The sequence below is a fragment of the Nocardiopsis potens DSM 45234 genome, from assembly GCF_000341105.1.
GTDB lineage: Bacteria > Actinomycetota > Actinomycetes > Streptosporangiales > Streptosporangiaceae > Nocardiopsis_A > Nocardiopsis_A potens.
Genome location: NZ_ANBB01000025.1, coordinates 73,489 through 100,328, shown reverse-complemented (window position 1 = coordinate 100,328; position 26,840 = coordinate 73,489). Strand labels below are relative to the sequence as shown.

Genomic DNA, 26,840 nt, shown 5'->3' with positions numbered 1-26,840 from the left:
GCCCGGCGCGACTCCGGAACGGCGCCGGTGATCCGCTCGCGACTGCGCCGCCTCTTCGACGGCCGCACCCCCGAGCGCCCCTCCGGCCCGCCCGCCGCACCGCCCGCGGCGGCCCCTCCCCCGGCGGCCCCCGCCGCACCGCAGGCCCCCGCACCGCCCGCGCCCGCCGCCCCGGCCCCCTCGGCTCCGGCCCCCGCTCCGGCCGCGCCCCAGCCGCCGCCCGGGCGCACCGCCCCGGCCGCGCCGCCCGCCGGCCCCGCCCCGCTCTCCGCCCTGTGCGACCGGTTCGCGATGCGCATCCTGGTCCTGGCCGAGCAGCAGCGCGAGGCGCTGGACGGGCTGGAGCGCGACGAGCAGGACGCCGACCGCCTCAAGCGGCTCTACGACATCGACCACGCCACCGCCCAGATGCGGCGCGCCGCCCGCGAGATGCGCGTCCTGTCCGACCAGGGCGACGACGACCTGGGCGGCCGGGACGCCTCGCTGATCGACGTGGTGCGCATGGCCGCCGCCTCCATCGAGGCCTACCCGCAGGTGTCGGTGGGCAGCGTGGCCGACCTGTCGGTGCCGGCCTACGCCGCCGACGACGTGGCGTCGCTGCTGGCCCCGCTGCTGGACAACGCCGCCCGCTACTCCCCGGGCCCGGTGAACGTGAGCGCGCACCCGCTGGAGACCGGCGGCGCGGTGTTCCGCATCACCGACTCCGGCATCGGCATCGGCGAGGCCCGGCTGGAGGCGCTCAACGCCGAGTTCGCCGGCCCGGTCCCGCCGGTGGATCGGCTCACCGACAACCACACCGGCTTCGCCGTGGTGCACCGGCTGGCCCGCAGGCACGGCGTCACCGTGCACCTGGCGGCGCGCGCCGCCCCCGGCGGCACCACCGCCTCGGTCTCGCTGCCGGCCCGCCTGGTCGGCGAGGCGGTGGACCGGCCGCAGGTGCTGGGCGACCGGCCCGGACCGGCGCCGGGCCGCCCCGCGCCGCCGAGCGGCCCGCTGCTCTCCCCCGCCCTGCCCGGCCCGGGCGGCGCGCCGCCGCCCGAACCGCCGCCCCCGCCCCGCCCGGCCGCCGGCGAGCTGCCCCGGCGCACCCCGCGCAGCCTGCGCGCCGACGGCGCCGGGACCCGGGAGCGCCCGCCGCAACAGGGCGGCCCGGTGCCGGACGGCCCCGCGGCGGCCGGGTCGTTCGCCGACGACCTGGAGGCGTTCGCCTCCGGCGGAGCCGCGCCGGAGGCCCCGAAGCCCCACGACCCCCCTGAGAACGAGGTGCCCTGATGGACGGCGCGCTGGACGGGCCGCGCAGCCCCCGAGACTTCGCCTGGCTGGTGAAGGACTTCGCCGCCTCCACCCCCGGGGTGGCGCACGCCCTGCTGGTCTCCTCCGACGGACTCCCGCTCATCGTCTCCGAGGGGCTGCACCCCGACACCGCGGACTCGCTGTCCGCGATGACCAGCGGGCTGCTCAGCCTCGGCCGGAGCATCGCCGAGCACGTCGACGAGCCCGGGTGCGACCAGATCATGCTCAAGTTCCCGGCCGGGCACTTCCTCTTCATGGGGATCGGCGGCCTGGCCGGGCTGGCGGTGCTGGTGCGCGAGGGCGCCGCCCTCGGCGCGGTCGCGCACGAGATGACCCGCCTGGTGGAGAGCGTCGGCCACGTGCTCACCCCGCGGCTCCGCGACGACCTGCGCGGCCTGGCGACCGGTCAGGGCGCCTCGTGAGGCCGCCGCACGGGCCCGGCCCCGGGGGCGCCAACCCGTGGGTGCGCCCCTACGTGCTCACCGGCGGCCGGACCCGAACCCGGCAGCGGCTGCACGTGCACACCCTGGTCTCGGTGCCCTACTACGACCCCGGCTACGCCGACCTGCTCCCGCCCGAGGCCCGCTCGCTGTACGACACGGCGCACACCGCGGTCCAGTCGATCGCCGAGCTCTCCGCGCACTGCAGCGTCTCGCTCGGCGTGGCCCGGGTGCTCCTCGGCGACATGGCCGCCCGCGAGCGGCTGGTGGTCAACCCCGAGGCCTACACGTCCCCCTACGACCCCCGCCTCCTGGAGAGAGTCATCGATGGGCTTCACCAGCTCGCCCGCTAGCGCCCCGCGGCTCGCCTCGGCCAAGATCGTCGTCGCGGGCGGCTTCGGGGTCGGCAAGACCACCATGGTGAGCGCGGTGTCGGAGATCCCCCCGGTGAACACCGAGGCGTGGATGACCCAGGCCGCCCGGACCGTCGACCCGCTCACCGGCGGGTCGGGCAAGGTCACCACCACCGTCGCGATGGACTTCGGCCGGATCACCCTCGCCGAGGACCTGGTGCTCTACCTGTTCGGCACCCCCGGCCAGCCCCGGTTCTGGCAGATGTGGGACGACCTGAGCCGCGGCGCCAGCGCCGCCGTGGTGCTGGTCGACACCCGCCGGCTCGACGCGTCCTTCCCCGCCGTGGACTACTTCGAGAACGACTCCGACGTGCCGTTCGCGGTCGCGGTCAACCTGTTCGACGGCGAGCAGACGCACCGGCTCGACGACGTGCGCGAAGCGCTCCGGATCTCCCCCGGGGTGCCCCTGCTGGCCTGCGACGCGCGCAGCCGGGAGTCGGTGGTGCGGACCCTCGTCGCGGCGCTGCGGCACACCATGGACACGGCGGCCCCCGAGCGCGGCGGCGCGGCGGCCCGATAGCGGTGCGGGCCCTTCGGAGCGGCCCGGTGGACAGGAGGAGAGCGCGATGCGCAGAGTACTGGTGGTCGGTTCCGGGCAGTCGGGCATGCAGCTGGCCCTGGGGCTGCAGGCGCACGGCTACGAGGTGACGGTGATGTCGGCCCGCACCCCCGAGGAGATCCGCGAGGGGCGGCCGATGTCGACGCAGCTGATGTTCGCCCCGGCGCTGCGGATCGAGCGGGAGATGGGCCTGGACTTCTGGGCCGACCGCACCCCCCGGTGCGTGGGGTCCCGGCTGAGCATGGCCCCGGCCCCCGCGCACCTGGCCGCCCGGTTCCACCTGACCTGGGACGAGGAGGACTACGCCCAGTCGGTGGACCAGCGGGTGAAGATGTCGGCCTGGCTGGAGCTGTTCGAGTCCCGCGGCGGCGAGGTCGTCTACCACACCGCGATGACCTCGGAGCTGGAGGAGCTCACCCGGCTCTACGACCTGACCGTGATCGCCGCGGGCAAGGGCGAGCTGGTCGAGCTGTTCGACCGGAACGACGCGCACTCCCCCTACGACCGCCCGCAGCGGATGCTGTCGGTGATCTACCTGGAGGGGATGCGCCGCCCCGCCGACGACCCCGACCCGCGGCTGCACGTGACCTTCTTCCCCGGCACCGGCGAGGTGGTCAGCATGCCCGGCCTCACCACCGGCGGCCGGCCCTGCGAGATCCTGATGTGGGAGGCGGTGCCCGGCGGGGCGTTCGACTGCTGGCAGGACCGGCCCTCGCCGGAGGCGTTCCTGGACCGCACCCTCGGCATGCTCGCCGAGTACGCGCCCTGGGAGCACGAGCTGTTCACCGACGCGGCCCCCACCGACCGGCGGTGCACCCTGTTCGGCGGCTACGCCCCGATCGTGCGCCACCCGGTGGGGCGGCTGGCGGCCGACTCCCACGTGCTGGGCATGGCCGACGTGGTGGTGGCCAACGACCCGATCTCCGCCCAGGGCGCCAACAACGCGGCCCGCTGCGCCGACGTCTACCTCAAGGCGATCCTGGAGCACGGCGACCGCCCGTTCGACCCCGCCTGGATGCAGCGGACCTTCGACCTGTTCTGGGAGCACGCCGAGCACTCGACCCGGTTCAGCAACATGATGCTGAACCCGCCCGAGCACGTGCAGAAGGTGCTGGGCGCCGTCGCGGACAACCCCGCGGTCGCCCGCCGCCTGGTCTACGGCTACAACGAGCCCTCCGACCTCCAGCACTGGCTGTACACCCCGGAGCAGGTCGACGCCTACCTCGCGTCGGTCGCCGACCAGGCGACGACCCCGTCCGCCTGATTGCGCATAGCAGAACTCATTGCGTCATGGACAACTCTCGCTGAGAATGTGCGTGTGGTACCCGGCCGCTCGTCGTCGGGTCCCGGGCGGTGCCGCCGGCGCCGCCCGGGGCCGTCAGGGGTGTTGTGCATGACGCTGCCAAGTGACCTGGAGATCGCGCGCGAGGCCGCGCCGGAGCCGCCGGCCCGGATCGCCGAGCGCATCGGCATCGGACCGGAGCTGGTCGAACCGTACGGCGACGGGGTGGCCAAGATCCGGCTCGGCGCCCTCGACCCGGCGGGGCCGCTCGGCTCCCGGCCGCGCGCCAAGTACGTCGTGGTCACCGCGGTGACCCCCACCCCGCTGGGCGAGGGGAAGACGACCGTCACCGTGGGCCTGGGCGACGGGCTCAACCGGATCGGGCGCAGCACCGCGGTGGCGATCCGGCAGCCGTCGATGGGGCCGGTGTTCGGGATCAAGGGCGGCGCCGCGGGCGGCGGCTACAGCCAGGTGGTGCCGATGGAGCGGCTCAACCTGCACCTCACCGGGGACATCCACGCGGTGGGCGCCGCGAACAACCTGCTGGCCGCGCTGCTCGACAACCACCTGTACCGGGGGAACGCCCTGGGCATCGACCCGGACACGGTCTCGCTCCGGCGGGCGCTGGACGTCAACGACCGGGCGCTGCGCACGGTCGACACCGCCGTCGGCCCGGCCGTCGAGGGCGAACCGCGCCGGACCGGGTTCGACATCACCGCCGCCTCGGAGGTGATGGCGCTGCTGGCGCTGGCCCGCTCGCTGCCGGACGTGCGGGAGCGGCTGGGCCGGATCATCGTGGCCGAGGACCGCGCGGGGCGGCCGGTCACCGCCGAGGCGCTGGGCGCGGCCGGCGCGATGGCCGCGGTGCTGCGCGAGGCGGTCAAGCCCAACCTGATGCAGACCCTGGAGCACACCCCGGCCCTGGTGCACACCGGGCCGTTCGGCAACATCGCGACCGGCAACTCCTCGGTGATCGCCGACCTGATCGGGCTGCGCGCCGCGGAGTTCCTGGTGACCGAGGCGGGGTTCGGCGCCGACATGGGCGCGGAGCGGTTCTTCAACATCAAGTGCCGGGTCTCCGGGGAGGCCCCGGACGCCGCGGTGGTGGTGGCGACGGTGCGGGCGCTCAAGGCGCACTCGGGCCGGTACGAGGTGGCCGCGGGCCGGCCGCTGCCGGAGGAGATGCTCAAGGAGGACCCGGAGGACGTCCGGGCGGGCGGGGCCAACCTGCTCAAGCAGATCGAGAACTGCCGGCTGCACGGCGTCACCCCGGTGGTCGCGGTGAACGCCTTCCCCACCGACCACGCGTCGGAGATCGAGGCGGTGCGCGACCTGGCCGCCGAGGCGGGGGTGCGCAGCGCGGTGTGCACCAACGTCGCCGACGGCGGCGAGGGCGCCCGCGACCTCGCGGCGGCGGTGGCCGAGGCGGCCGAGGAGCCCTCGCGCTACGCGCCGCTCTACCCGCTGGACGCGTCGCTGAAGGAGAAGGTGGAGACGGTCGCCCGCGCCGTCTACGGCGCCTCCGGCGTCACCTACTCCGAGCGCGCCGAGCGGCAGCTGCGATCCTGCGAGCGGAACGGGCTGGGCACGCTGCCGGTCTGCATCGCCAAGACCCACCTCTCGCTCTCCTCCGACCCGGCCCTGCGCGGCGCCCCCACCGGGTGGACCCTCCCGGTCCGCGAGGTCCGCCCCTCGGCCGGCGCCGGGTTCGTCTACCTGATCTGCGGTTCCATGCAGACCATGCCCGGCCTGGGCCGCACCCCGGCGGCACTCGGCATCGACCTCGACGACCAGGGCCGCATCACCGGCCTGTTCTGACCGGGGGCGCCCCGCCTCTCCCGATGATCTCGACGTCGTCGCCCCGGGGCGGGGCCGTCCGTCCGCCGATCCCGGTGCGGACTGGACGGACAATCCTGGACATGTATCATCCAGGACCATGCGGATGGGAGAAGGCGTCGAATGGGCGCTGCACACCTGCCTCAACCTCACCTGGACCGAGGCGGGCCGGGCGGTGCCCGCGTCGCGGCTGGCCGCCTACTACGAGCTGCCCGCCGCCTACCTGAACAAGCAGCTCCAGGCACTGGCGCGGGCCGGCCTCGTGGTCTCCGCGCCGGGGCCGCGCGGCGGCTTCCAGCTGGCCCGCCCGCCCGAGCGGGTCACCCTGATGGACGTGGTCGCGGCCATCGAGGGCGCCGAGCCCGCCTTCCGCTGCACCGAGATCCGCGGGCGGGGGCCCGCCGAGGGCGGCCCCTTCCCCACCTCGTGCGTGATCGACCGGTCGATGCGGACCGCCGAACTCGCCTGGCGGCGCGAGCTGGCCTCGCGCACCCTCGCCGACATCAAGGCGGAGGTGGAGCGGGAGGCCCCCGAAGCCCCGGCGCGCTTCCGCGACTGGCTGTCCCGGAAGGGGGCCTGACCGGCAATGCCCCGACCCCGACACTTCGGCGCGGAGCCATCCGGGACATTTCCCATCCGGGTAGTGGGTTCACTGGAGGGCGGAGCCCGGTGCGGCCGCGCGAGCCGGACGGCGCCCCGCCCTCAGCCCGATCCGCCGCTCTCCGCACCGGTGCGAACGCCCCGGCCCCGAGGACACTCCCCTCCCGGCGACCCGGACGGCCGGACCTCGCCGCACCTTCCCCGAACGAACACCCCCGCTCACTCCCCTTTTTTTGAAAGGAAATCCTGGATGTTCCCTATCCAGATGATCGGATCGAGCCGCGGACCGGCGGCACCGGACAGCGCGAGGAAGGCCGCATCGTGAAGCGGAGCACGGGAACCGCCGCACCCCGCGCGACCCCCGCGTCCGCCCGGCCCGGGCACCGGGGCGGGAGCCCCGCCGTATGGACCGTCGCACTCGGCATCTTCACCCTGATGACCTGCGAGCTCCTCCCGGTCGGCCTGCTCACCCCGGTCGGCTCCGAACTGGGCGTGGCCTCCGGCACCGCCGGGCTGATGGTCACCGTGCCCGGGCTGGTGGCCGCGGTGAGCGCGCCCGCGGTCAGCGTCGCCGGAGGCAGGTTCGACCGGCGCGCGATCCTCGCGCTGCTGATCGGCGGCACGGCCGCGGCCAACCTGGTGTGCGCGCTCGCCCCGCACTTCGCCGTGCTCCTCGCGGCCCGGATCGCGGTGGGGGTCGCCATCGGCGGCTTCTGGGCGCTGGGCGGCTCACTGGCGACCCGCCTGGTCCCGGCGGAGAAGGCGCCGCGGGCCACCGCGGTCGTCTTCGGCGGGGTGTCGGTCGCCTCCGTCGCCGGGGTGCCCGCCGGAACGCTCCTCGGCGACCTGGCCGGCTGGCGGGCCTCGTTCGCCGCCCTCGCGGTCCTCGGGGCGCTGGCCACGGTCCTGCTGGTCTCGCTGCTGCCGGCGCTGCCGCCCGAGCGGCCGGTGGACCTCGCGACGCTGGGCCGCCTGCTCACCGCCGACCCGGCGGTGCGCACCGGGGTGGCGGTCACCCTGCTGCTCATCGGCGGCCACTACGCGGCGTTCACCTTCGCCCGGCCGCTGCTGGGCGGGTTCTCCGGGCTGCAGGCCGAACACATCGGGCTCGCCCTGTTCGGCTTCGGGGCCGCCGGGATCGCGGCCAACTTCGTCCTGGGCCCGCGCACCGCGCGGGCGCCCAAGACCGTCCTCGTGCTGATCTCCGGCGCGCTCGCCGCGGTGCTCGCGCTCTTCGCCCTGTTCGGCGGGGCGGCACCGGCCGGGGCGGCGCTGATGCTCGGCTGGGGGCTCGCCTACGGCGCGGTCTCGGTCGCCCTGCAGAACTGGATGCTCGCCGGCGCACCGGAGGCCGCCGAAGCGGCGACCGCGCTGATGGTGTGCGCCTTCAACCTGGCGATCGCGCTGGGGGCACTGGCCGGCGGGGCGGTGCTGAACGCCTCCGCCGAGCCGGCCGTGCTCTGGTGCGGCGCCGGGCTCGCCCTCGCCGCGGCGGCGGCCATGGCGGCGGCCCGCCGCCCCGGGACCGCACCGTGATCCCGCACCGCGAACCCATCGGGGCGCGGCCGGACCGCGCCCCGCACACCCCCGAATCCTCTCGAAAGCACACGGAAGACAGGAGCACCGCAATGGCACCCGCCATCTCCAACCCCGACGGCCTGCACGACCCCACCGGCTTCGGCTACAGCCACATCGCCGAGGTCTCCGGCGGCCTGGTCCTGATCGCCGGGCAGTACGCCTCCGACGCCGAGGGCGGCGTCGCGGCGGAGGACTTCGCCGCACAGGTCGAACTGGCCTTCGCCCGCCTGGGGACCGCGCTGGAGGCGGCCGGGCTGGGCTACGCCGACGTCGCGGCGCTGCGCACCTTCGTCGTCGACCACGACCTGGACCGGCTCGCCGTCATCGGGCGGGTCATCGCCGGCATCTGGGGCGACCGGCCGCCGGTGCAGACGCTCACCGGCGTCGCCTCGCTGGCCCTCCCCGGGATGCTCTTCGAGGTGGACGCCACCGCGGAGCGCCCGCCCCGGACCGGCCCGTCCCAGGAGCGGGCCGACGGCTGACACGGCCGGAGGGCGGCCGGACCGCCCCCTCGCACCGAATCCTGCTCCCCTGCGACCGACCCGGGAATCCTCGCCCGGGGGCGCCGCCCCGCTGAGAGACTGTTGGGTATGCGGTCGGTCGCTCAGGGTGTTCGGCCGCCCCGGCCCGCAGCGCCGCAGCGACCCGCGGCACAGCGCCACCTCGTTGAGCCCGGGGTTGCTGCTTTTTCCCGGCCCTGACCGCACGTCCTGCACGGGGCGGCGGGGCCGGTGGGCCGGGCAAAAGCAGCAAGCCGGGGCTCAACACCGTCGTGGCCTCCCGATGACGTTGAGCTCCGGCTTGTCGTCTTTGCCCGGCCCACGGAAGCGACCGCGCTCCACCGGGTGGAAAGGGGGCCGGGAAAAGACGACGACCCTGAGCTCAACAAGGCAGCGCCGTGGTGCGGGGATCAGGGGAGGGCCGGGGCCCCGTGGCGGGCGGAAACCCCCACCGACCCAGGGGCCCGGCCGGGTGACCACCCGCATACCCAACAGTCTCTGAGGCGGCGCCCCCGGGCCGCTGCGGGGCCGGAGAGCACGGAAGCGGCCCCGGTGTTCCGGCTCCACCGGGCCGGTGGAGCCGACCGGGCGCCGCTTCCGAGTCCGGTCAGCTGTAGACGCGCTCCACGAAGTGGGCGAGCTGATCATCGCTGAGGTGGCGGGCCAGGTCCGCCTCGCTGATCATGCCGATCAGCCTCTTGTCCGCGTCGATGACGGGCAGGCGGCGGATCTGGTGGCCCTCCATCTCGGAGAGGACGGCGCCGACGTCGGCGTCGCCGGAGATCCAGCGCGGGGTCCCCTGGCACAGGTCAGCGGCGGTGACCTGCGCAGGGTCGTGCCCGGCGGCGACGCAGCGGACGACGATGTCCCGGTCGGTGATGATGCCGCACATCCGGTCGTCGGAGCTGTCCGGGTCGGAGACCGGGAGGGCGCCCACGTCGAACCGGCGCATCAACTGGGCGGCCCGGTCCAGCGTCTCGTTGGCGGGAATCCAGTGGGCCCCAGGGCTCATGATTTCGGCTGCGGTGGTCATGGCCTTCTCCTGTCGCTGCTCGGGGCGGATGCGGCCCGCCGTCGATGCGGTCGCGCTGCGAGAAGCGGCGGGTCGGGTCTTCCGCCGGTGTCGTTGCACCCCGGCTCCGCACCGGGGCCGGGTGGCGCCACTGCGCCGGAAGGACGTGCTCGTCCCGCTGGTCATCCTCCCCACCGCGGCCGCCGGTCATGGGCGGACCGGCTCCGAAGTGGGCTCCCACTGGCGAAGAGTTGGCGGAGGCGTGGTGCTGCGGGCCGCCGTTCCGGCCGGTCCCGCCGGAGAAGGCGCCGCGGGGGCTCCGCGGCCGGGGCGCGGGCGGGTGTCGCCGGGGGCCGCTAGGGTGCCCGGCATGTCTGACCTCACCTTCCCTCCTGCGCTGGAGGACCTGGCCGGGTTCGGTGGCTCCGACGAACCCGAGTTCGAGATGTTCGACGAGTTCGAGTCGCCCGAGGAGACCGCGGACTGGCTGGACATGTGGACCGGCAACGACGGCGTCGACGGCCGGGAGTTCCGCTGCTTCGGCAAGGACTTCGGCGGCGGCTACCTCGCTCTGTGGCCGGTCCGGGAGGGGCGGCCCCCGGAGGAGCAGCCCGTGGTCTACCTCGGGTCGGAGGGGGACGTGGCGGTGCTCGGCCGCGACGTGGGCTCCTTCCTGTGGCTGCTGGCCCAGGGGGTCGACCCGCACTCCTGCCCCGGGAAGGCGGAGAGCGGGGACCCCGTCGAACCCCGGGAGACCCACCCCGAACTGGCGGAGATCGCCGAGCGGCACGCCCCCGGCGCCCGGCGAGCGCCCAAGGAGATCCTCGCTCGGGCCCGGGAGGAGTTCCCGCACTTCCAAGCGGTGATCGACGCGATGTGCCGCTGACCGGCACCGCGTGATCGGCCCTCCTGAGCGTCTTGCGGAGCGGGAGGCCCCTGCCGAGCCGGGGGCGCCGCCACGGCGCGGAGGTTCTCCGAACGCGGTCCCGCCGCTCACCGTCTCCTGGACCTGTGGGCGGCGGGACCGCGGTGGAGCGCGGAGCGGCCTCAGCCGAGCTCCGCCGACAGGGTGATCTCCGTCCCCGTCAGGGCCTGGCTGACCGGGCAGTTCTTCTTGGCGTCCTCGGCGGCGGCGGTGAAGCCCTCCTCGTCCAGCCCCGGGACCTCTCCCCGGACCGACAGGTGGATGCCGGTGATGCCCTCACCCGGCTGGAAGGTGACGTCCGCCTTGGTCTCGAGCCGGGTGGGCGGGGTGCCGGCACCGGTCAGACCGTGCGAGAGGGCCATGGAGAAGCAGCTGGAGTGAGCCGCGGCGATCAGCTCCTCGGGACTGGTCTTCCCGTTCGCCTGCTCGGCCCGCGAGGGCCACGACACCGGCTGCGAGCCGATGCCGGACGAGTCGAAGGAGACGGTGCCGCTGCCCTTGAGCAGCTCGCCCTCCCAGACGGTGTGCGCGGTGCGAGTGGTCGCCATGTTGGATCCTCCGTTATCTCGTGGACCGCCGCTTCGCGGCCCGCCTCCGGGGCATGCCCGGTCCGGCCGCATCCGGAACCGCCCCGCCGCCGGATCGGCGGCACCCGGGACCTGAAGCCGGCTGAATCCTGCCTCGGCCGGGCAGCCGAGTCACGGCGGATCGCCGTGCGCGGACCGTCTCCGGTCAGCCGAAGGGCAGCCAGTAGGCCTTCTGGTAGTTGGTCGAATTCACGTTCCCGTAGCTGTACACCTTGAATTCGACGGTGGTCCCCTTGTTCACCGGCACGGTGAAGGTGCCCGCGTTCTCGTCGTCGTCGCACTTGGTCTCCACCTCGAAGGAGTCCAGCCCTGGGATGGACACTTTCGCCCACAGCCCCCTCGCGGCGGCCGAACCGCTCGAGTGGGCGATGAAGGCCCGGCCGACGACCAACCCGGCCGTGTCGGCGGTGAAGGTCTGGCCGATGTCCAACTCCGTCATCCGGTTGACGAGGCCGTTCTTGATGTCGAGCGCACCGCTCCAGCCGATCGTCGCGCGGTTCTTGATCCAGATGTCGCCCTCGGACATGCCGTCATAGCCGCTGAAGTAACCGATCAGCGTCCTGCCGTTGACCGCAAGGTCCCCCCTGGCGTAGATCTGCCGGTCGGCGTTGAGCCCCTGGGGGAATTCCACCGCGTTCTGCCCTGCGGCCTGGAGCGTGACCTTGTCCCCGGATTTCACCATGAGGTCGCTATAGGCGTTGACCTTCCCATTGGAGTCCAGGCCCTGCGGAAAGACGACCTGGTTCTGGCCGGACGTCTGGAGCTTGAGCGTATTGTCGTACTTCACCGTGAGGTCGCCGTTGGCATTGGTCTTCCCGGCGACGTCGAGGTTGCCGTTGACGGTGACGTTGCGCGCGGTGATATCGCCCCCGACGACGTGCACCTCGGTGAGGAGGGTGTGCTTCAGCGCAGAGTCGTCGGCGTGGGTGGCGGTGAGCTGATAGGTGGCGGTGGAGCGCAGCCGCCCGGTGTTGAAGATGGTCTGGGTGTTGGCGAGCGGCCGCGGGTCGCCGCCGTTGACGCTCATGGTGTAGGTCACGGTGGGGTCGGGCTGAACCGTCCAGGTCAGGGTGGTGCCGTTCTTCTCCGCCTGGCCGATCGACATGACCGGGGCGACCGCCCGGAAGTCGCGGAGGTAGTAGCCGCTGGGGAACTTTCCCATGGTGAAGGTGCGCTCGGCGATGAGGTCGTTGTCCTCCTTCAGCAGCTGCACACTGGCGGTGGTGACGCCCAGCTTGGCACTGACCGGGATGTCGTGCAGGTGGAAGCGGAAGGTCTCCCCGTCCTTCAGCCCCGTCTTCCCGCCGCCGATGTCGGCGGCCCTGTAGACGCACCGGCCGATTCCGGTCTCGTCGGGGTTCTTCTTCCACGTGTCCGGCGGGGCGGCGGTCCACTTGCACCTGTCCCACTCCGGGGTGAGCAGCGCCGCGTTGTCGTTCCCCCAGTTCGACTTCTCCGCGGTGAAGACCAGGGCGAGCTTGGCGAAGGAGACCGCCTCTCCGGTGTCGTTGGCGACCAGGATCTCCAGCGAGGCGATGCTCGGGTTCTCCCTGGAGGGCGAGACGGCGAGCGGCTCGGGCCGGGAGGCGGCGACGGCGCTGAGCGGGAAGTCGTCGTCCGCGTCGGGGCGGCCGCTCTCGGACTGTGCGGTGGTCGAGTACATCCGGGTTCTCCTTCTCCTCGGTCGGGTTCTCCGTGCGGGCGGCGGGGTCAGGGCTTCTTCCGCTCCGGGCGGAGCCGCAGCAGGCCGGTGCGGACGTGGGTCCGGTTCCTCGGCGCGATGCGCGCCACCGGGTCGGCCGGGGTGAGCGGCACCGGGGCGGTGGAGCCGGCGTCGGTCCAGCTCCAGGTGCCGTGCTCCACTGCGGGCAGGGGCAGGGAGAACGCGTCGACGAGGGGGCGGCCGTCCTCGCCCTTGCGCTCGGAGGCGCGCAGCGTGCCGACGGCGGGGCCGACGTGGAAGACGGCCTCCATCCGGGCCAGCGCGGCCTGCACCGCCTCCGGCTCCAGCCGCAGCTCGGCGGCGGGCAGCACGTGCGTCCAGGCGTGCACCGGCGCCCACGGGTCGGCGAGCAGGGTGAGCGTGTGCGGCGCGGCCTTCAGGCTCTGCCCCAGCGCGGCGCCGTTGGCGCGGGAGCGGGTGTAGACGGTCCCCTTGGCGGGCTCGGGGACCGTGTACAGCGCCTTGTAGGTGTCGGCCCCCGAGGCGATGTAGTAGCCCACCAGGCCGTCGTGGGCCGACCGGGTGGAGCCGAGCAGGACCGGCCAGGTGTGGTCCCGGTAGTCCGGGACGGGGGCGGGGTCAGCGGCGGCGAGCAGCGCCGGGTGGATCGGCACGGCGGCTCCTGCGTCGCCCTCCAGGTCGAGGCGGGCGCGGACCACCGCCAGCGGGCGCCCGAGCATGTGCAGCGACGGGTGGCGGGCGGAGGACTCGGCCTCGGGGCCGATCGTGGTCCGGGCGGCGCCGGCGGCCAGCAGGAACTCCTGCATGGCGGTCCAGGGCGCGGTGTGCCCGGTCAGCCCGTCGCGGATGCCGGCCAGGTGGGTGCCGGGGTCGGCGGCCGCGTACTTCTCCCAGACCAGCTTGGCCGGGGCCGCCGGATCCCGGCGCAGCCCGCCGAGGAGCAGCCCTTCGTGGTCGTAGAAGAGCAGCCCCTGATCGAAGTCGTTGGGGAGCAGCCATCCGCTGATCTGGTCGCCGTCCAGCGGGCGGGTGACCGGGGTGTCGCCGGTGCGGGAGAGCGCGTCGAAGTTGAGCCGGGCCGGCTGGACCAGCCGGGGGCGCAGGTGGACCAGTTCCTTCTTGCGGTACTCGGCGTCGCCGGTGAAGACGATGGCGTCGGCCTTGCCGTTCGGTTTGCCGTTGTCCAGCCTGTCGTCGGGGAGCAGGGTCGCCGAGCGGGTCGGCTTGTCCCGTTCGGCGGGGCCCTGGTGCGGGTTGACGATGTCGATGCTGCGGCCGAACCGGTCGACCACTGCCACTGCCTCGAAGTAGAACTGCCCGGCCCGCAGCGGTTCGAAGGGCGGCGGGGAGAGGTAGTCCTCCGGCTTCGGGTTCTCCGGCCTGTTCATGTTGGGGATGAGCCCGTCGGGCGCCTGCCCGTGCCGGTCCGCGATCAGGGAGGCGATCAGGCCCCGGGAGGGCCGGGTGAGCAGCGGGGTGCGGCCGGTCAGCCGGGCGGTGAAGCCGTCGAGCGCCTGGGCGATCAGGTCGAGGTCGGGGCCGGAGTCCATCAGCTTCTTCAGCGCGGCGGTGAAGGAGGCGGGCTGGGCGGGGACGTCCTCGGCCATGCCGCCGTAGCGGCGCCTGATGTTGTGCACCGCGTTGGCCGACAGCAGGATGCGGCCCTTGATCGCCCTGGGGACCAGCTCGGTGTCGTCGCCGGAGGGGGTGTGCCCGGCGCCGCGCCACTGGTACATGCCGTCGGTGAACTCCCAGTTGCGCTCCTTCTCCTTGCCTTTGCGGCGGTCGTGGTAGGGCACCGCGTAGTAGCGGACCCGCCATTCCAGGTAGATCGGGGTCCAGGGCTGGCGCCAGGACGCGCGCTGGGCGCGCAGCGCCGCGAGGCGGACGTCGCCCGCGGCGTTCCAGTCCACGGCGGTCTCCGAGCTCCGGAAGGTGACGGTGGCGGGCGGGCGCCCGGCGTCGAGCGCGGTGAACTCGGTGAGCAGCGCCTGGAACAGGCCGGAGGGCAGGTCGCGGGCCCCGGGCAGCGCCGCCGCCTTGTCGAGGCCGGTGAGTGCGGGCACCGCGGGGGCGGCACCGTTCACCTTGGCGGCGAGCTGGTGGTCGTCGGCGGCGGTGACGGTGCGGCAGGGCTGGGCGGTGGGGTGCTCGACGAGCCGGTCGGCCTTGGCTCCGCGCAGCATCACCACCGGTTCGGTGGCGGTGTGGAAGGGCGGGCGGGACAGCCGGGTGATGGCGCCCGAGGGGGCGTGCCCCCACTTCTTCGTGAGCTCCTCCGTCTTGGCCTTGACCGCTGCCTTCAGCGCGGCGGGATCGGTGGCGGTGAAGATCTTCTCGTAGCCCTTCAGCTTCTTCTGCAGTTCGGCGACCCGCCAGGCCGCGCTGTCCTTCTGTGCAGGGTCGAGCTGGGGCGTGTACGTGCTGAGGACGGTGCCGAGCCTGGCGTTGTAGGTCTTGCGGAGGTTGGCGTTGGAGATGTACAGGTGCAGCCGGGAGCGCAGCCATGCCACCTGGGCCAGGTACCACCACAGCTCGTAGAGGCGCTCCTGCCGGCGGGCGAGGCTGCGGCGCTCGGCGTCGTGGGCGGCCTGGGTGGCGTTGGCGGAGGCGAGCCAGGCGCGCTCCTCCGGGCGCAGTTGCGAGAAGGGCGGCGGCGGGGTGCCCGGCTTGGCCGGGCGGGCGAGGATGTCCCAGGTGTATCCGCCGTCCACCGGCTCGAACCGGGCCAGGTGGGCGCGGCGCTGGACGGCGGCCCGGGTGGAGGGGTCGGAGTACTTGTCCAGCAGCCCGTACTGGAGGGTCTGCAGCCGGCGGAGGTTCTCCTCTTTGGACCACTCCGCCGGGTCGGTGGCCATCGCCATGGCGCTCAGCGTCTCCGCGGAGCTCTCCGCGACCGCGAAGGTGATCTTCTCGCGCTTCGGTTTCTCCTCCAGGGCGGCGGCGGGGTGGGCGTCCTTCTTCCAGGCGACGCCGACCAGGTTTCCGGCGTAGACCGCGCGCGTGCCCGGGTAGGGGTTCACCGCGGAGGCCTCGGCTGCGGTCCAGCCCAGCCGGGCCAGGGCCTTCTTCAGCTCGGCCGCGTCCTTGGCCGGGGCCAGCGGGTCGCGGGCGGAGTCGCCGTGCCAGCCGACGACCGCGTAGCTCAGGTCCAGCGCGGTGTCGGTCGGCAGTCCTTCCAGGCGGTCGTGGAGTGAGAACACGCCGAGGTTGAAGGGCTGGAACGCGGCGAACTCCAGCAGGCCGGGCCCCAGGGCGGTCAGCGGGGCCGCCTCGGAGGGCTCGGTCAGGTTCTCCGACAGTTTCAGGACGCGCCCGATCCGCTTGGGCACCAGCAGGGAGGGGTCGGAGGCCGACGGGATCGCGTAGGCGGAGTTGTCACCGGCCGGGGTGTTCTCCGGGCGCAGGCAGTCGCTCTGCACCAGCCACCCGGTGGCCGATCGGGTGCTCGCGCCGGAGGGGGTGTGCAGGCGGATCACCAGCCACCGGTCGGGCACCCGGGGCGGCTGCGCGCTTCCGGTGTCCTGGTGGCGCAGCGCGGCGGTGAGCTCCCAGTGCAGGACCACCCCGTTCTCCGGGGCGGCGGGGTCGGTCGGCAGCGGCTCCAGGCCCCGGTGCGCGCTTCCGGCCTCGGCCGCGGAGGAGAAGTCGAACCGGGTGCGGCGGAACGGGGTGCCGCGGACGGGGTCGGTGACCGCCAGGGCGCTCAGCCGGACCGGGACGACGACGGCGTTCGGGTTGGTCATCGGTTCGCCTCAGCTCTCGGGCACGGTGATCTCGGTCCGCTCCGGTGACTGGATCATCTGGAGGGCCAGTTCGGCGGGGGTCGTCCGCGCCGGGTGGGCGGGGTCGACCTCGTTCTCGTTGGAGGGGTTCTTCGGTTTGGCCTTCGCCGGCAGGGCGGCCCACAGCGTGGCGGGCAGGCCGGTGGCGGGCGCGAGGTCGATGATCCGGTCCACGGTGTCGGCCTTGGGCCGGTAGGGGACGGCGGCGAAGGAGGTGTCGTCGTTCTTGGGCAGCGCGGTGCCGAGGTTCGCCTTGTCCAGGTGGCGCATGCTCACCCAGTCGCTCTTGTCGTGCGGGGAGGCACGCTTCTCCATCCCCAGGTGCAGCCCGTGGAAGGGCTCCAGCAGCGAGACGGTCTTCGGGCGGCCCTTGAAGAGCACGAGCAGGACGTCGGGGCCGAGCCGGTCCTGGCGGAGCACGGAGCAGGGGTCCCCGGAGGCGCCGCCCGCGTGCTCGGCCGAGGCCTCGACCCGGAGCCCGGGGAAGGCCGATACCAGTTCCGAGCGGATCAGCAGCCCGGTGTCCGGGGTGGTGCGGTGCGGTTTGTAGGCGTTCCACAGCGCGGTGATCTGGGCGGGGTCATGGGCCAGGCAGAGGCCGGCGGCCAGCGCGCCCAGGGTGAGCGCGTCCAGCCAGTCCGGGTCCACCCGGAACAGGCGCAGGCTCTCCACCGGCAGCATCGAGGCGTGCGGCACCAGGTGGTCGAAGGGGACGGGCCGGAGCAGCCGCAGGCCGTCCAGCCAGGCGCCGAGGGCCGGCTCGTAGCCGGGGGCCTCTTCCTCCTCCGCCGCGTAGACGCTTCCGGTGGCCGAGGCGGGGAGCAGGGCGTGGGCGGCGACGGCGCCGGTCACCGCCGTGTTCGCGGTCAGGGACTCCACCGCCTCCTGGAGGGGCGGGGCCGCGGAGGGGAAGTTGATGTCGCCTTCGCGCAGGTACTTGACCAGGTCCTCGTAGGAGGTCTCGGCGGGGGCCGCCCCCTCCGGCCCTCCCTGCTGGGCCTCGTCCGCTCCCTCCTGCGCGGCGGCCTCGGTGAGGGCCTCCAGGTGCCGCTGCACGGGTTCCCCGGCCAGCACCCGGGCCAGGGCCTCGGCCCCCGGCCCCTCGGTGAAGAGGGCCTCCGGGAGGAGGCCGTCCGCCCCGCCGTCCTGCTCCGGGGCGTCCGCCTCTCCGCCGGCCGGCGCGGGCGGGGGCTCGGCGGCGAACACCACGGCCAGGTCGAGGAGGGTCTTGTGGGCGCGCGCCAGGTGGCGGGCGAGCGCACCGGAGAACTCCTGGTCGGCCAGGGCCAGGCCGCGCCCCAGCGTCCACGCGGCGTGGTGGCCGGTCTCCCGGACGCTGTAGGGGTCGGCGGTCGTCTTCCACCACTCGCCGGTCTGGGTGACCGGCTTGACCGGGAACGGGACGAGCGGGCCCCGGTAGAACACGTAGCCGTGGTCGGCGTCGCCGAAGTGGTGCAGCGGGGCCCAGCCGTTCTCCAGCCGGTGTGCGAGGTGCCGGGTGTAGGCGGTGGGGGTGCCCGCTTCCCGGGCGGTGGGGGACAGCAGCAGGTCGGCGGGACGCTTCTTCCCCGGCCCGACCAGCTGGGCGGCGATGTCGGCGAAGGTGCGCGCGCCGGTGTCGGCGGTGCTGGTGAAGGTCCAGGAGTGCAGGGAGAGCAGCCGGATGTTCTTCTTGCCGACCGCCCCGGTCACATGGGCTTCGTGCCCCTCCAGCGAGACGAGGTGCGCGACGTAGCGGCCGCCGGTCTTGGCGGGCAGCCGGTCGGACATGGCGAAGGCGTACTCCAGCTCGCGCCGCTCGGCGTCGCCCGCGCGGCTCTCGCCGGGCAGCGGGCTGCGCACGTGCGTGCGGTAGGCCAGCACGTCCAGGGAAGGGACGAGCGCCTTGAAGACCGCGGCGCGGGTGCGCACGGTCTGCACCCCGAGCTTCTTCTCCTCGTCGTCGGCGAGGGTGATCGCGGGCAGCGCCAGATCGGCCGGCGGGGAGGAGGGGGTGAGCAGGTCTTCTGCCTTTCCCTTCTCCACTTCGCCCAGGCAGTGCGGGTCGTCGAGCAGCTCGCCCTCGCCGAAGACGAGCAGGGCGAACCAGGGCGTCTCGGCGGGCGCCCCCTTCAGCCGGTTCTCCCAGGGGAGGACCCGCCGCTCCAGGGATATGTGGGGGAGCAGGCAGGTGTAGGCCCCGACCGACCCCCGCGGCGGGTAGACGCCGTGCACGTCGCCCTCGGCGAGGACCAGGCGCGCCCCGGCGATGTGGACGGTCTGGGTCGCGGTCGGCAGGGACGCGGCGTCGGGGTCGCCGCTGAAGACCTCGTGGTCGACGGTGACCGTGTAGGTCCCCCGGGTCGCCTTGGGGACCAGGTTGTCGGAGAACGTCAGCTTTCCCGCGGTCACAGGGCCTCCTCCAGGGCGCCGAGCTCGATCATGGCCTTGCGCAGTTCGGCGCGGGCCGTCCGGTCGTCCACCCCGCCGGGGCGCGCTTCGTCGGGTTTCACGCCGGCGGTGACGGTGAACGGGTTGGCCCGGTAGCCGGTGGGCTCGGTCTCCACCCGGGACTTCTCCACGCTGACCAGCGAATAGCGGAGGGAGGTGCTGGACAGAGCGGGCGGCGGGACGGTGACCCGGGTGCCGGCGGCGTAGGCGATGGTCTGGGTCTCCCCGGGCAGGGAGGGGGAGGTCTGCTTCGGGCCCCAGAGCGCCTGCGGGAAGGCAGCGGACTCCGTCCGGACCCCCCAGGTCACCGGTTTGCCGTCGGGCCCGGTCACCTTCACCTTGTGCGTCGCTGCCTTGCCGCTCACGCCCATCGGCCGGACGGAGAGCGAACCGGTGGCCCCGCCTTCGAGCGGCACTTTCCCGTCGTTGTAGGTGACCTTGGTGGCGGGGGCCGCGCTGCGGGTGGTGAAGGAGAAGCCGTCCACGGACACCACCCAGGCGCCGCCCTTGGAGCGGGTGGTCTTGGCCGGGTCGGTGAGCAGCCCGTCGACCGCGCTGATCCCCAGCGGCTTCTCCGGCAGCTGCTTGGTGCGGAAGTCCGGCCACTTCATCGCCGCGGTCTCGAGCTTCTTGGGTTCGCCGAAGTCCACGGTCTTGGAGAACAGCCCGGCCACCCGGACGGTGACCTCGCCGCCGGTGGGCGGCCCCCACACGTGCAGCAGGGCCTCGATCTCGCCGCGGAAGGTGTGGCTGAGGCCGAGGAAGGTCGCGGTGTAGCTGGCCCCGATGGTGACGCCGATGTCGGCGTCGAAGTAGAGCGGCGCCCACCAGACGGCCACGTTGAACGAGGCGGTGAGCCAGGCGTGCAGGCCGCCGGCGCGGTAGTCCAGGCTCAGCCGGCCGCCCACCATCGCCGCAGCCGGGGTGACGGCGGCGTAGAGCTCGCCGGTGATGGCGACGGCGTCGCTGTAGGCCCAATTCAGCGCGAGGCGCGGCACCGACGGGTAGCGGTCGGGCTTGGCGTAGCGCGGGTGGTAGCCGCCGACGGTGGCCACGAAGTCGCCCGCGTAGCGGCTGCCGGGCAGCCAGAGGAGGAACGCGGCGCCGCCGGTGAGCTTGCAGCTCTCGGAGACCAGCCACGACCCCTCCGCGAGCGCGGCCTCCAGCGACAGCCGGTGTGCGGTGTGCTCGTAGAGGGCGCGGAAGGCCAGCTCGATCCGGGCGATGCGCGGGGTCTTGTCGTCGGCGCTCTTGCGGGTCGGGAACTCTGCACTGGCCCCGCCCAGCACGGCGGCGGTGAACTCCTTGCCGAACTCGACGATGAGGACGGCCTTGGCCTTGAGGGTCTCGGCGACGGCGATGCTCAGCCCGGCGGCGACCCAGATGCCGTCCAGCTCGGGGCGGACGGCGGCGGGGTCCCCGCCGGTGAAGTGGGCGAGGGCCTCGGCGGCCTTGGGCGGGTCGCCAGCGATCTCGGCGATGTTGCCGAGCGCGGTGACGAAGGGGAAGCCTGCGGTCTTGTCGATGGGCGGCGGCGCGACCGCGCTGTTGTAGCCGAAGCCCAGCACCAGGCCGGTGAAGTCCACCGGGGGCGGGCCGCTGACCTTGCCCTCCAGGGCTCCGAAGACGAACAGGGAGGTGAACGCGGGCTTCTTCAGCCGGGCGTAGGAGCCGACGGCCATGAACCCCCAGTCGGCGGCCTTGACCATGATCAGGCCGTCGTAGCCGAACTCGTACTTGCCGTCCTGCGGGTGGACGGCCAGGGAGCCGACCATGCTCAGCGGGGCGCGGGTGTAGCCCACGCCCAGGCCGCGCAGGGCGACCCGGGCGGCCGGCGGGTCGGTGAGGTCGATCGTCAGGCCCAGTCCGGTGGCGTCCATGCCGAATCCGGCCGCGGTGAACGAGGCGTCCAGGCCGATCACCAGCCGCGCGGGGGCGGAGCCGGCGGGCGGCGCGTAGGAGACGCGCAGCTTCTCCACGTGCAGGGGGCCCAGGGTGGTGCGGACGGAGAAGGCGACCGAGCCGATCTCGGCGGCGGCCTGCGGCGGCTCCTCCTCACCCGGTGCCTCGGCCCCGTACCAGGCGGCGGGCGGCCCGGCGGGCTCGGGGCGGTGCACGGCGATGACGCGGCCGTCCGAGCCGTCCACCGTGACCGCGGGGGGTTCTGCGGCCGTGAGGGGCGCCGCCCGGGACGAGGCCGGTTTGCGCAGGACGAACCTGCGGGTCTCGGTGCCCAGCCGCACCATTCCCGCCAGGGTGAACCCGGCCTCCAGGTTCGCGCCGTCCGGCAGTGCGGCGGTCTTCGCCTTCAGCAACTCGTTGAGGTTCCTGATCTCCTCGATGGTCAGCCTCTGCGAGGTGTAGACGGCCTGGGCGATGACCTGGAGGTCGTATTCGGCGGGGATCTGGCCGCCGAGCAGGGGCAGGTCGGCGAGGCGGGCGGTCGGCCCCAGCGGCAGCCGGGCGGAGAGCACGAAGGGGCGCTTCTCGTTCGGTTTCGGCTTCGGCAGGACCGCGACCAGCCAGGAGGAGTCGCCGGGGCCTGCGGTGAAGGCGTGCAGCAGGAAGCGGACGCCGGCGCTGGTCTTCTCGATGCGCAGCTCGAGGCCGTCGATGTGCGGCAGCGGAAAGTCGGACGGCAGGTCCGGAGCCGTTCCGGTGATCTTCTTCAGCAGTGCGGCCAGGGTGATGTGCTTTCCCGCGGGGGCGGAGGCCAGGAGGTCGAAGACCGTCTGGCCGCCGGCCTTGGTGAGCGAGCCGACCAGGGTGAGCACCGGCTGCCCGGGGATCTCGACGGCGGCCCTGGCGTAGAAGTTCACCAGCGCCGAGGGCTTCTTCCCGACCAGCCAGACCTCCAGGACCAGGACGAGGCCGGAGACGCCCAGGTCGGCGGCGGCCGAGAGGGTCGGGTTCCCGACCGGGAATTCCAGGGACACCCCGGTGACGTTGTCGGTCGGTTTGGGGTCGGAGGAGGCGACCAGGAGGGTCAGGACGACCTTCGCCCCGTTGAGCTTCCCGGTCACCCGAAGCTTCGGTGGCTCGACCTCGAGGGCGGACAGCTCCGCGCCCTGCGGAATCCAGGAGCGGATCTCGTCGAGCTTGATGTGGTCTTTCAGCCCGGAGAGCCCGCCCGGAAGGTCGTCCGGAATGCTCAGCTTCTGGGCTTTTTTGAGGTTTTCGAGCCAGGTCTGCACCTGCTGGACGTTCATCGCCATGATGGCCCCGCACGCCGGACCCGCTTCCCGTGGCCGAGGAGGGGCCGCGCCGAATCGCTGGTTTTTTCATCGTGCCTTTTCCACGACCACACCGCCGACCGCCCGCACGGAATTTCGACCGCAGGAAAGGACCGCCGGCACGGGATCGACCGTAAACCGCCGAAGGCGCCGGGTAAAGAGGGAGGAAAAACTCGCCCCCTTCACACCGAAGGTCCTCCTTGTCCACTATGCACTACATTCAGCAATGTCCCCGTGGGTTTCGGCCACCGACCTTTCCCCATTTTCATGGATGAGATATTCGGGACGGCCGGCACCGCCCGCCCCACCCCCTTCCACCATCTCGCCGCACATGCGACCATCGGGGAGCCCATCCCCACCGCCCCTCCCCCGCCGAAGGCGCACCGCGAACGGAGAAAACGAGGAGACGTCCGTGCAGGAAACCCGTATCGCCCCACCGGAAATCGGCGACGAGGCCGAGTTCGCCGAAATCGCGCGCTACATCTCCGACTACAAGATCGCCCTCCGATACGGCGAGACCGGCGCAGGCGCCGCCTACGCACTCGCCGACATCGCTCCCGGCGGAAAGGACGTCCCCAAGAACTTTTCCATGATGTCCTACCTGCTCTGGACGACCCGCCCGAAGCAGGCGGCCTTCCACCCCAGGTGGGCGGAGCGGTTCTCGAACACCTGCATGAAAATCGCGGAACTGAGCAAGAGCGGGAAAGTGAAGCTGTGGAGCGGAACGGACCGGCTCGGAAGCGAGCGCTACCTGCTCACCGAGGCCTCGCTCCGCTGCGGCGACGGATACACCTTCGGGAAGATCAACCGCCTTCCGAACGACGCCAAGGAGGAATGGAGCCACGCCTACACCGACCAGGGAACCCTCGAAGCCACCGGAAAGGCGCTGTGCGGCATGGTTCTCGGCAAACTCGCCGAACTCGCGAAGCCCCCCGGCTAGACGTCCGCTCCCCGATGATCTTGGCGTTGCGGCCCTGTCAGAGCGCTCTGACAGGGCCGCAACGCCAAGATCATCGCCCTGGGGGCTCATCGCGGCGCGGGGAACGGCGGAGGCGGGCGCCGTCCTCGCCCGCCTCCGCGTCCGTGGCCCCCCGGGGCGGTGGTCCCGGGCTCAGCCCTTGACGCAGACCACCTGGCGGAGGTGGGCCACCACCTCGACGAGGTCGGTCTGGGCCGAGACCACTTCCTTGATGTCCTTGTAGGCGGCGGGGATCTCGTCCACCACGCCGGCGTCCTTGCGGCACTCCACGCCCGCGGTCTGCTCGGCCAGGTCGGCCTCGGTGAAGGTCTTGCGGGCCTTGTTCCGGCTCATCCGGCGGCCCGCGCCGTGCGAGGCGGAGTTGAACGAGTCCGGGTTGCCCAGGCCGCGCACGATGTAGGTGCCGGTCGCCATGCTGCCCGGGATGATCCCGTAGTCGCCCTTGCCGGCGCGGATCGCCCCCTTCCGGGTGACCAGCACGTCCACCCCGTCGTAGCGCTCCTCGGCCACGTAGTTGTGGTGGCAGGAGATCCACTGCGCGAACCGCGTCCCCGGGAACGACTTGCGCACCACGCCGCAGGCCAGGCCCATCATCACGTCGCGGTTGCGGCGCGCGTAGTCCTGGGCCCAGAACAGGTCGCGGCGGTAGGCGTCCATCTCCGGGGTCCCGGAGACGAACACCGCCAGGTCGCGGTCGGGCAGGTCCTGGTTGTGCGGCAGCCCGCGGGCCTTGTCGATGTGGTGCTCGGCCAGCTCCTTACCGATGTTGCGCGAGCCGGAGTGGAGCACCAGCCAGACCGCGCCTTCGTCGTCCAGGCACACCTCGAGGAAGTGGTTGCCGCCGCCCAGGGTGCCCATCTGCTTCTCGGCGCGGTCGCGCCGGCGGTGCACGGCGGGGGCCAGGGCGTCGAAGTGCTCCCAGAACCGGCCCCAGTCGGCCGTCTTGAGCCCGTGGATGCGCTGGACGTTCACCGGCGCCTTGTGCATGTGGAAGCCGACCGGGACGGCCGCCTCCAGGTCCGAGCGGAGGCGGTGCAGGTCGTCGGGGAGGTCCTCGGCGGTCAGCGAGGTCTTGACCGCGGTCATCCCGCAGCCGATGTCCACCCCGACCGCGGCCGGCGACACCGCGTCGCGCATCGCGATCACCGAGCCGACCGTGGCGCCCTTGCCGTAGTGCACGTCGGGCATGACCGCCAGGCCGTGCACCCACGGGAGCCGGGTGACGTTGCGGAGCTGGTCCATCGCGGCCGCCTCCACCCCGTCGGGGTCGGCCCACATGCGGATGGGCACCCGAGCCCCCGGCACCTCGGTGTACGACATGACTGATCACCTTCTCGGTCGTTCTTCGATGGGGCGCGGCGCCCCCGCCGCCGCGCCCCACCATGACGCCAGAACCCCGCCGCCCCCGGCAACAGGTTTTCCCGGCGGGCGGGGCTCTTCCGAGGCGGTCCGCTCAGCCGCCGATGGCCGACATCGGGCGGGCCGGCTGCAGGAAGCTGGGGTCGTCGATGCCGTGGCCGGGCCGCTTGGAGGCCACCGCCGCGCGCCACCGCTCGGCGATCTCGGCGTCGGTGCCGCCGCCGCGCAGCAGCGGCCGCAGGTCGGACTCCTCTCGGGCGAACAGGCAGTTGCGGATCTGTCCGTCGGCGGTGAGCCGGACCCGGTCGCAGGCCCCGCAGAACGGGCGGGTCACCGAGCCGATCACGCCCACCGTCTCCGGTCCGCCGTCGACGTGGAACAGCTCGGCCGGCGCGCTGCCGCGGGTCGCGGCGTCGGCGGGGGCGAGGTCGAACTCGGCGGAGAGCCGGTCCAGGATCTCGTCGGCGGTGATCATGGTGTCGCGCCGCCACCCGTGCTGGGCGTCCAGCGGCATCTGCTCGATGAACCGCAGCCGGTAGCCGTGCTCCAGGCAGTAGCGGAGCAGGGCCGGGGCTTCGTCGTCGTTGACGCCGCGCATCAGCACCGCGTTGACCTTGACCGGGGTGAGGCCGGCCTCGGCCGCCCCGGCCAGGCCGGCCAGCACGTCGTCCAGCCGGCGCCGCCGGGCGAGCTTCTCGAAGACGTCGTGGCGGAGCGTGTCGAGCGAGACGTTGACCCGGTCCAGGCCGGCCTCGGCGAGCGCCGGGGCCGTCCGGGCCAGGCCGATGCCGTTGGTGGTCAGCGCGGTCCTGGGGCGGGGCTCCAGGGCCGCCGCCGAGGCGACGATGCCGGGCAGGCCGCGGCGGAGCAGCGGCTCGCCGCCGGTGAACCGGACCTCGGTGATCCCCAGCATCGTGACGCCGATGCGGATCAGCCGGTTCAGCTCGTCATCGGTGAGCAGCTCCGGTTTGGGCAGCCACTCCAGCCCCTCCGGGGGCATGCAGTACGTGCAGCGCAGGTTGCATTTGTCGGTGAGGGAGACCCTCAGGTCGGTGGCCACTCTCCCGTAGGAATCAGCCAGCACGGGCGTCACCTCCCTTTCCGTCCGCGGGGGCCGGCCGGGGGGCCGCCCGCTGCGGTCCGCTCCCGCCGTGCGGGGCGGGACCGCGCCGCCATGTGGTTCCCGACACACCCCACCCTAAGAGACGCCGCCCCCATTCCGGCATGGCGGCTCCGCGTCCGGCCCGGCGGGGAACCTTCCTTCCCGGCCTCCGCGGGGCGTTCTCCGTCATCCGGAACAAAGCGGCCCCTCCCGCGCGGCGCAGGTTTCGGCCGAAGCCACATGCGGCACAGGCCCCGCTCCGCCCCCGCGGGCGGCCCGGCCGCCCGCAGGCGGGCGTCCACAGGTGATCGTCCACAGGCCGCGCGGCGCCCCTTCCGTCCGCACCGCCGGGCGCAGCACACTACCTTCGGACACCTCGACCCGAAGGAGTGCGCATGATCGGTACACGCGAATGGGGACTGCCCGGCGGCCCGGGCGGCTCGCAGCGGCTGCACGCGCGGGCGTGGGCCGCCCAGGGGGCGGAGCCGACCTGGCTGGCGGTGCTGGTGCACGGCTACGGCGAGCACATCGGGCGCTACGAGCACGTCGCGGCGCACCTGTGCGCGCAGGGCGCCGCCGTGTACGGCCTGGACCACCGCGGGCACGGGCGCTCCGCGGGCGAGCGGGTGCTCATCGAGGACTTCGCCGGGGTGGTGGAGGACGTGCACCGCCTGGTCGCCCAGGCGCGCACCGCCTACCGCTCCATCCCGCTGGTGCTGGTCGGCCACTCCATGGGCGGCCTGATCGCCGCCCGCTACGCCCAGACCCACCCCGGCGAGCTCGCCGGCCTGGCGCTGTCCGGCCCGGTGCTGGGCCGCTGGGACATCGTGCCGCACCTGCTCTCCTTCGAGGAGATCCCGGACACCCCGATCGACCCGGCCACGCTCTCCCGGGACCCTGCCGTGGGCGAGGCCTACGCCGCCGACGAGCTCGTCTGGCACGGCCCGTTCAAGCGGCCGACCCTGCAGGCCATCGAGACCGAGCTGAAGCGGATCACCGCGGCCGGGAGCATCGGGGCGCTGCCGCTGCTGTGGGTGCACGGCTCCGACGACTCCCTGGTGCCGCTGGACGGCACCACCGAGGGCGTCCTCTCCCTGGCCGGGGACGACGTCACCGCCCGCATCCTGCCCGGCGCCCGGCACGAGGTGTTCAACGAGACCGACAAGGAGGTGCCGCTGGGCGAGGTGGTCCGCTTCGCCTCCCGGTTCACCGCCCCCTGACCCGGCCGCCGGCGCGCCCGAGG

General features: G+C 73.4%; 20 protein-coding genes. 12 read left to right on the top strand and 8 right to left on the bottom strand.

Annotated features, from left to right (window positions below):
• Positions 1-27: 27 nt before the first annotated feature.
• From D459_RS33585 to D459_RS0110050, 9 genes are all read left to right on the top strand, one after another.
• A complete protein-coding gene (locus D459_RS33585) occupies positions 28-1,272 on the top strand; it encodes a sensor histidine kinase (RefSeq protein WP_017592883.1) in 1,245 nt (414 codons plus the stop codon).
• Positions 1,272-1,715, top strand: a complete 444-nt coding sequence (locus D459_RS0110085) for a roadblock/LC7 domain-containing protein (protein ID WP_017592882.1) — start codon at positions 1,272-1,274, stop codon at positions 1,713-1,715. The genes D459_RS33585 and D459_RS0110085 overlap by 1 nt, the downstream gene beginning before the upstream one ends.
• Positions 1,712-2,086 (top strand): DUF742 domain-containing protein, encoded by a 375-nt coding sequence (locus D459_RS0110080; RefSeq protein ID WP_017592881.1) that lies wholly within the window; start codon positions 1,712-1,714, stop codon positions 2,084-2,086. The genes D459_RS0110085 and D459_RS0110080 overlap by 4 nt, the downstream gene beginning before the upstream one ends.
• Entirely contained in the window at positions 2,061-2,666 is a 606-nt protein-coding gene (locus D459_RS0110075; RefSeq protein ID WP_017592880.1) for a GTP-binding protein, read from the top strand. The genes D459_RS0110080 and D459_RS0110075 overlap by 26 nt, the downstream gene beginning before the upstream one ends.
• Positions 2,667-2,712: 46 nt before the next feature.
• Complete coding sequence (locus D459_RS0110070; protein ID WP_017592879.1) at positions 2,713-3,969, top strand: styrene monooxygenase/indole monooxygenase family protein; 1,257 nt, start codon at positions 2,713-2,715, stop codon at positions 3,967-3,969.
• 129 nt (positions 3,970-4,098) lie between these two features.
• Positions 4,099-5,805: a formate--tetrahydrofolate ligase gene (locus tag D459_RS0110065; protein WP_017592878.1), complete on the top strand. Its 1,707-nt coding sequence runs from the start codon at positions 4,099-4,101 to the stop codon at positions 5,803-5,805.
• A gap of 118 nt (positions 5,806-5,923) precedes the next feature.
• The gene (locus D459_RS0110060; protein WP_017592877.1) at positions 5,924-6,403 is read left to right on the top strand and encodes an RrF2 family transcriptional regulator; all 480 of its coding nucleotides are present in this window, start codon (positions 5,924-5,926) and stop codon (positions 6,401-6,403) included.
• 341 nt (positions 6,404-6,744) lie between these two features.
• Positions 6,745-7,959 carry an MFS transporter gene (locus D459_RS0110055; protein WP_017592876.1) on the top strand — a complete coding sequence of 405 codons (1,215 nt, stop codon included), beginning with the start codon at positions 6,745-6,747 and terminating at the stop codon, positions 7,957-7,959.
• A gap of 92 nt (positions 7,960-8,051) precedes the next feature.
• Positions 8,052-8,483, top strand: a complete 432-nt coding sequence (locus tag D459_RS0110050; RefSeq protein ID WP_017592875.1) for a RidA family protein — start codon at positions 8,052-8,054, stop codon at positions 8,481-8,483.
• Positions 8,484-9,108: 625 nt separating this feature from the next.
• Here the strand turns inward: D459_RS0110050 and D459_RS0110045 are convergent.
• Positions 9,109-9,534: a CBS domain-containing protein gene (locus tag D459_RS0110045; protein ID WP_017592874.1), complete on the bottom strand. Its 426-nt coding sequence runs from the start codon at positions 9,532-9,534 to the stop codon at positions 9,109-9,111.
• Positions 9,535-9,883: 349 nt separating this feature from the next.
• Here D459_RS0110045 and D459_RS0110040 point away from each other — a divergent pair, with 349 nt between their 5' ends.
• Complete coding sequence (locus D459_RS0110040; protein ID WP_017592873.1) at positions 9,884-10,399, top strand: hypothetical protein; 516 nt, start codon at positions 9,884-9,886, stop codon at positions 10,397-10,399.
• 161 nt (positions 10,400-10,560) lie between these two features.
• Here D459_RS0110040 and D459_RS0110035 read toward each other — a convergent pair whose 3' ends face one another.
• The 5 genes from D459_RS0110035 to D459_RS31275 form a co-directional block, all read right to left on the bottom strand.
• Positions 10,561-10,986: an OsmC family protein gene (locus D459_RS0110035; RefSeq protein WP_017592872.1), complete on the bottom strand. Its 426-nt coding sequence runs from the start codon at positions 10,984-10,986 to the stop codon at positions 10,561-10,563.
• 184 nt (positions 10,987-11,170) lie between these two features.
• The gene (locus D459_RS0110030) at positions 11,171-12,688 is read right to left on the bottom strand and encodes a hypothetical protein (RefSeq protein WP_017592871.1); all 1,518 of its coding nucleotides are present in this window, start codon (positions 12,686-12,688) and stop codon (positions 11,171-11,173) included.
• Positions 12,689-12,735: 47 nt separating this feature from the next.
• Positions 12,736-16,455, bottom strand: a complete 3,720-nt coding sequence (locus D459_RS0110025; RefSeq protein WP_017592870.1) for a hypothetical protein — start codon at positions 16,453-16,455, stop codon at positions 12,736-12,738.
• A 9-nt stretch (positions 16,456-16,464) separates the two neighbouring features.
• Positions 16,465-18,885 (bottom strand): hypothetical protein, encoded by a 2,421-nt coding sequence (locus tag D459_RS0110020; RefSeq protein WP_017592869.1) that lies wholly within the window; start codon positions 18,883-18,885, stop codon positions 16,465-16,467.
• Complete coding sequence (locus D459_RS31275) at positions 18,882-22,133, bottom strand: DUF6603 domain-containing protein (protein WP_017592868.1); 3,252 nt, start codon at positions 22,131-22,133, stop codon at positions 18,882-18,884. Before D459_RS31275 ends, D459_RS0110020 begins: the two co-directional genes overlap by 4 nt.
• Positions 22,134-22,569: 436 nt before the next feature.
• Between D459_RS31275 and D459_RS0110010 the strand changes: the two genes are divergently transcribed.
• Positions 22,570-23,097, top strand: a complete 528-nt coding sequence (locus tag D459_RS0110010) for a hypothetical protein (RefSeq protein ID WP_017592867.1) — start codon at positions 22,570-22,572, stop codon at positions 23,095-23,097.
• A gap of 171 nt (positions 23,098-23,268) precedes the next feature.
• Here the strand turns inward: D459_RS0110010 and D459_RS0110005 are convergent, their stop codons facing one another.
• Complete coding sequence (locus D459_RS0110005; protein WP_017592866.1) at positions 23,269-24,456, bottom strand: RtcB family protein; 1,188 nt, start codon at positions 24,454-24,456, stop codon at positions 23,269-23,271.
• A 133-nt stretch (positions 24,457-24,589) separates the two neighbouring features.
• The gene (gene moaA / locus D459_RS0110000) at positions 24,590-25,579 is read right to left on the bottom strand and encodes a GTP 3',8-cyclase MoaA (protein ID WP_026120244.1); all 990 of its coding nucleotides are present in this window, start codon (positions 25,577-25,579) and stop codon (positions 24,590-24,592) included.
• A 413-nt stretch (positions 25,580-25,992) separates the two neighbouring features.
• Here moaA and D459_RS0109995 point away from each other — a divergent pair, with 413 nt between their 5' ends.
• Positions 25,993-26,817 carry an alpha/beta hydrolase gene (locus tag D459_RS0109995; protein ID WP_017592864.1) on the top strand — a complete coding sequence of 275 codons (825 nt, stop codon included), beginning with the start codon at positions 25,993-25,995 and terminating at the stop codon, positions 26,815-26,817.
• Positions 26,818-26,840 lie beyond the last annotated feature (23 nt).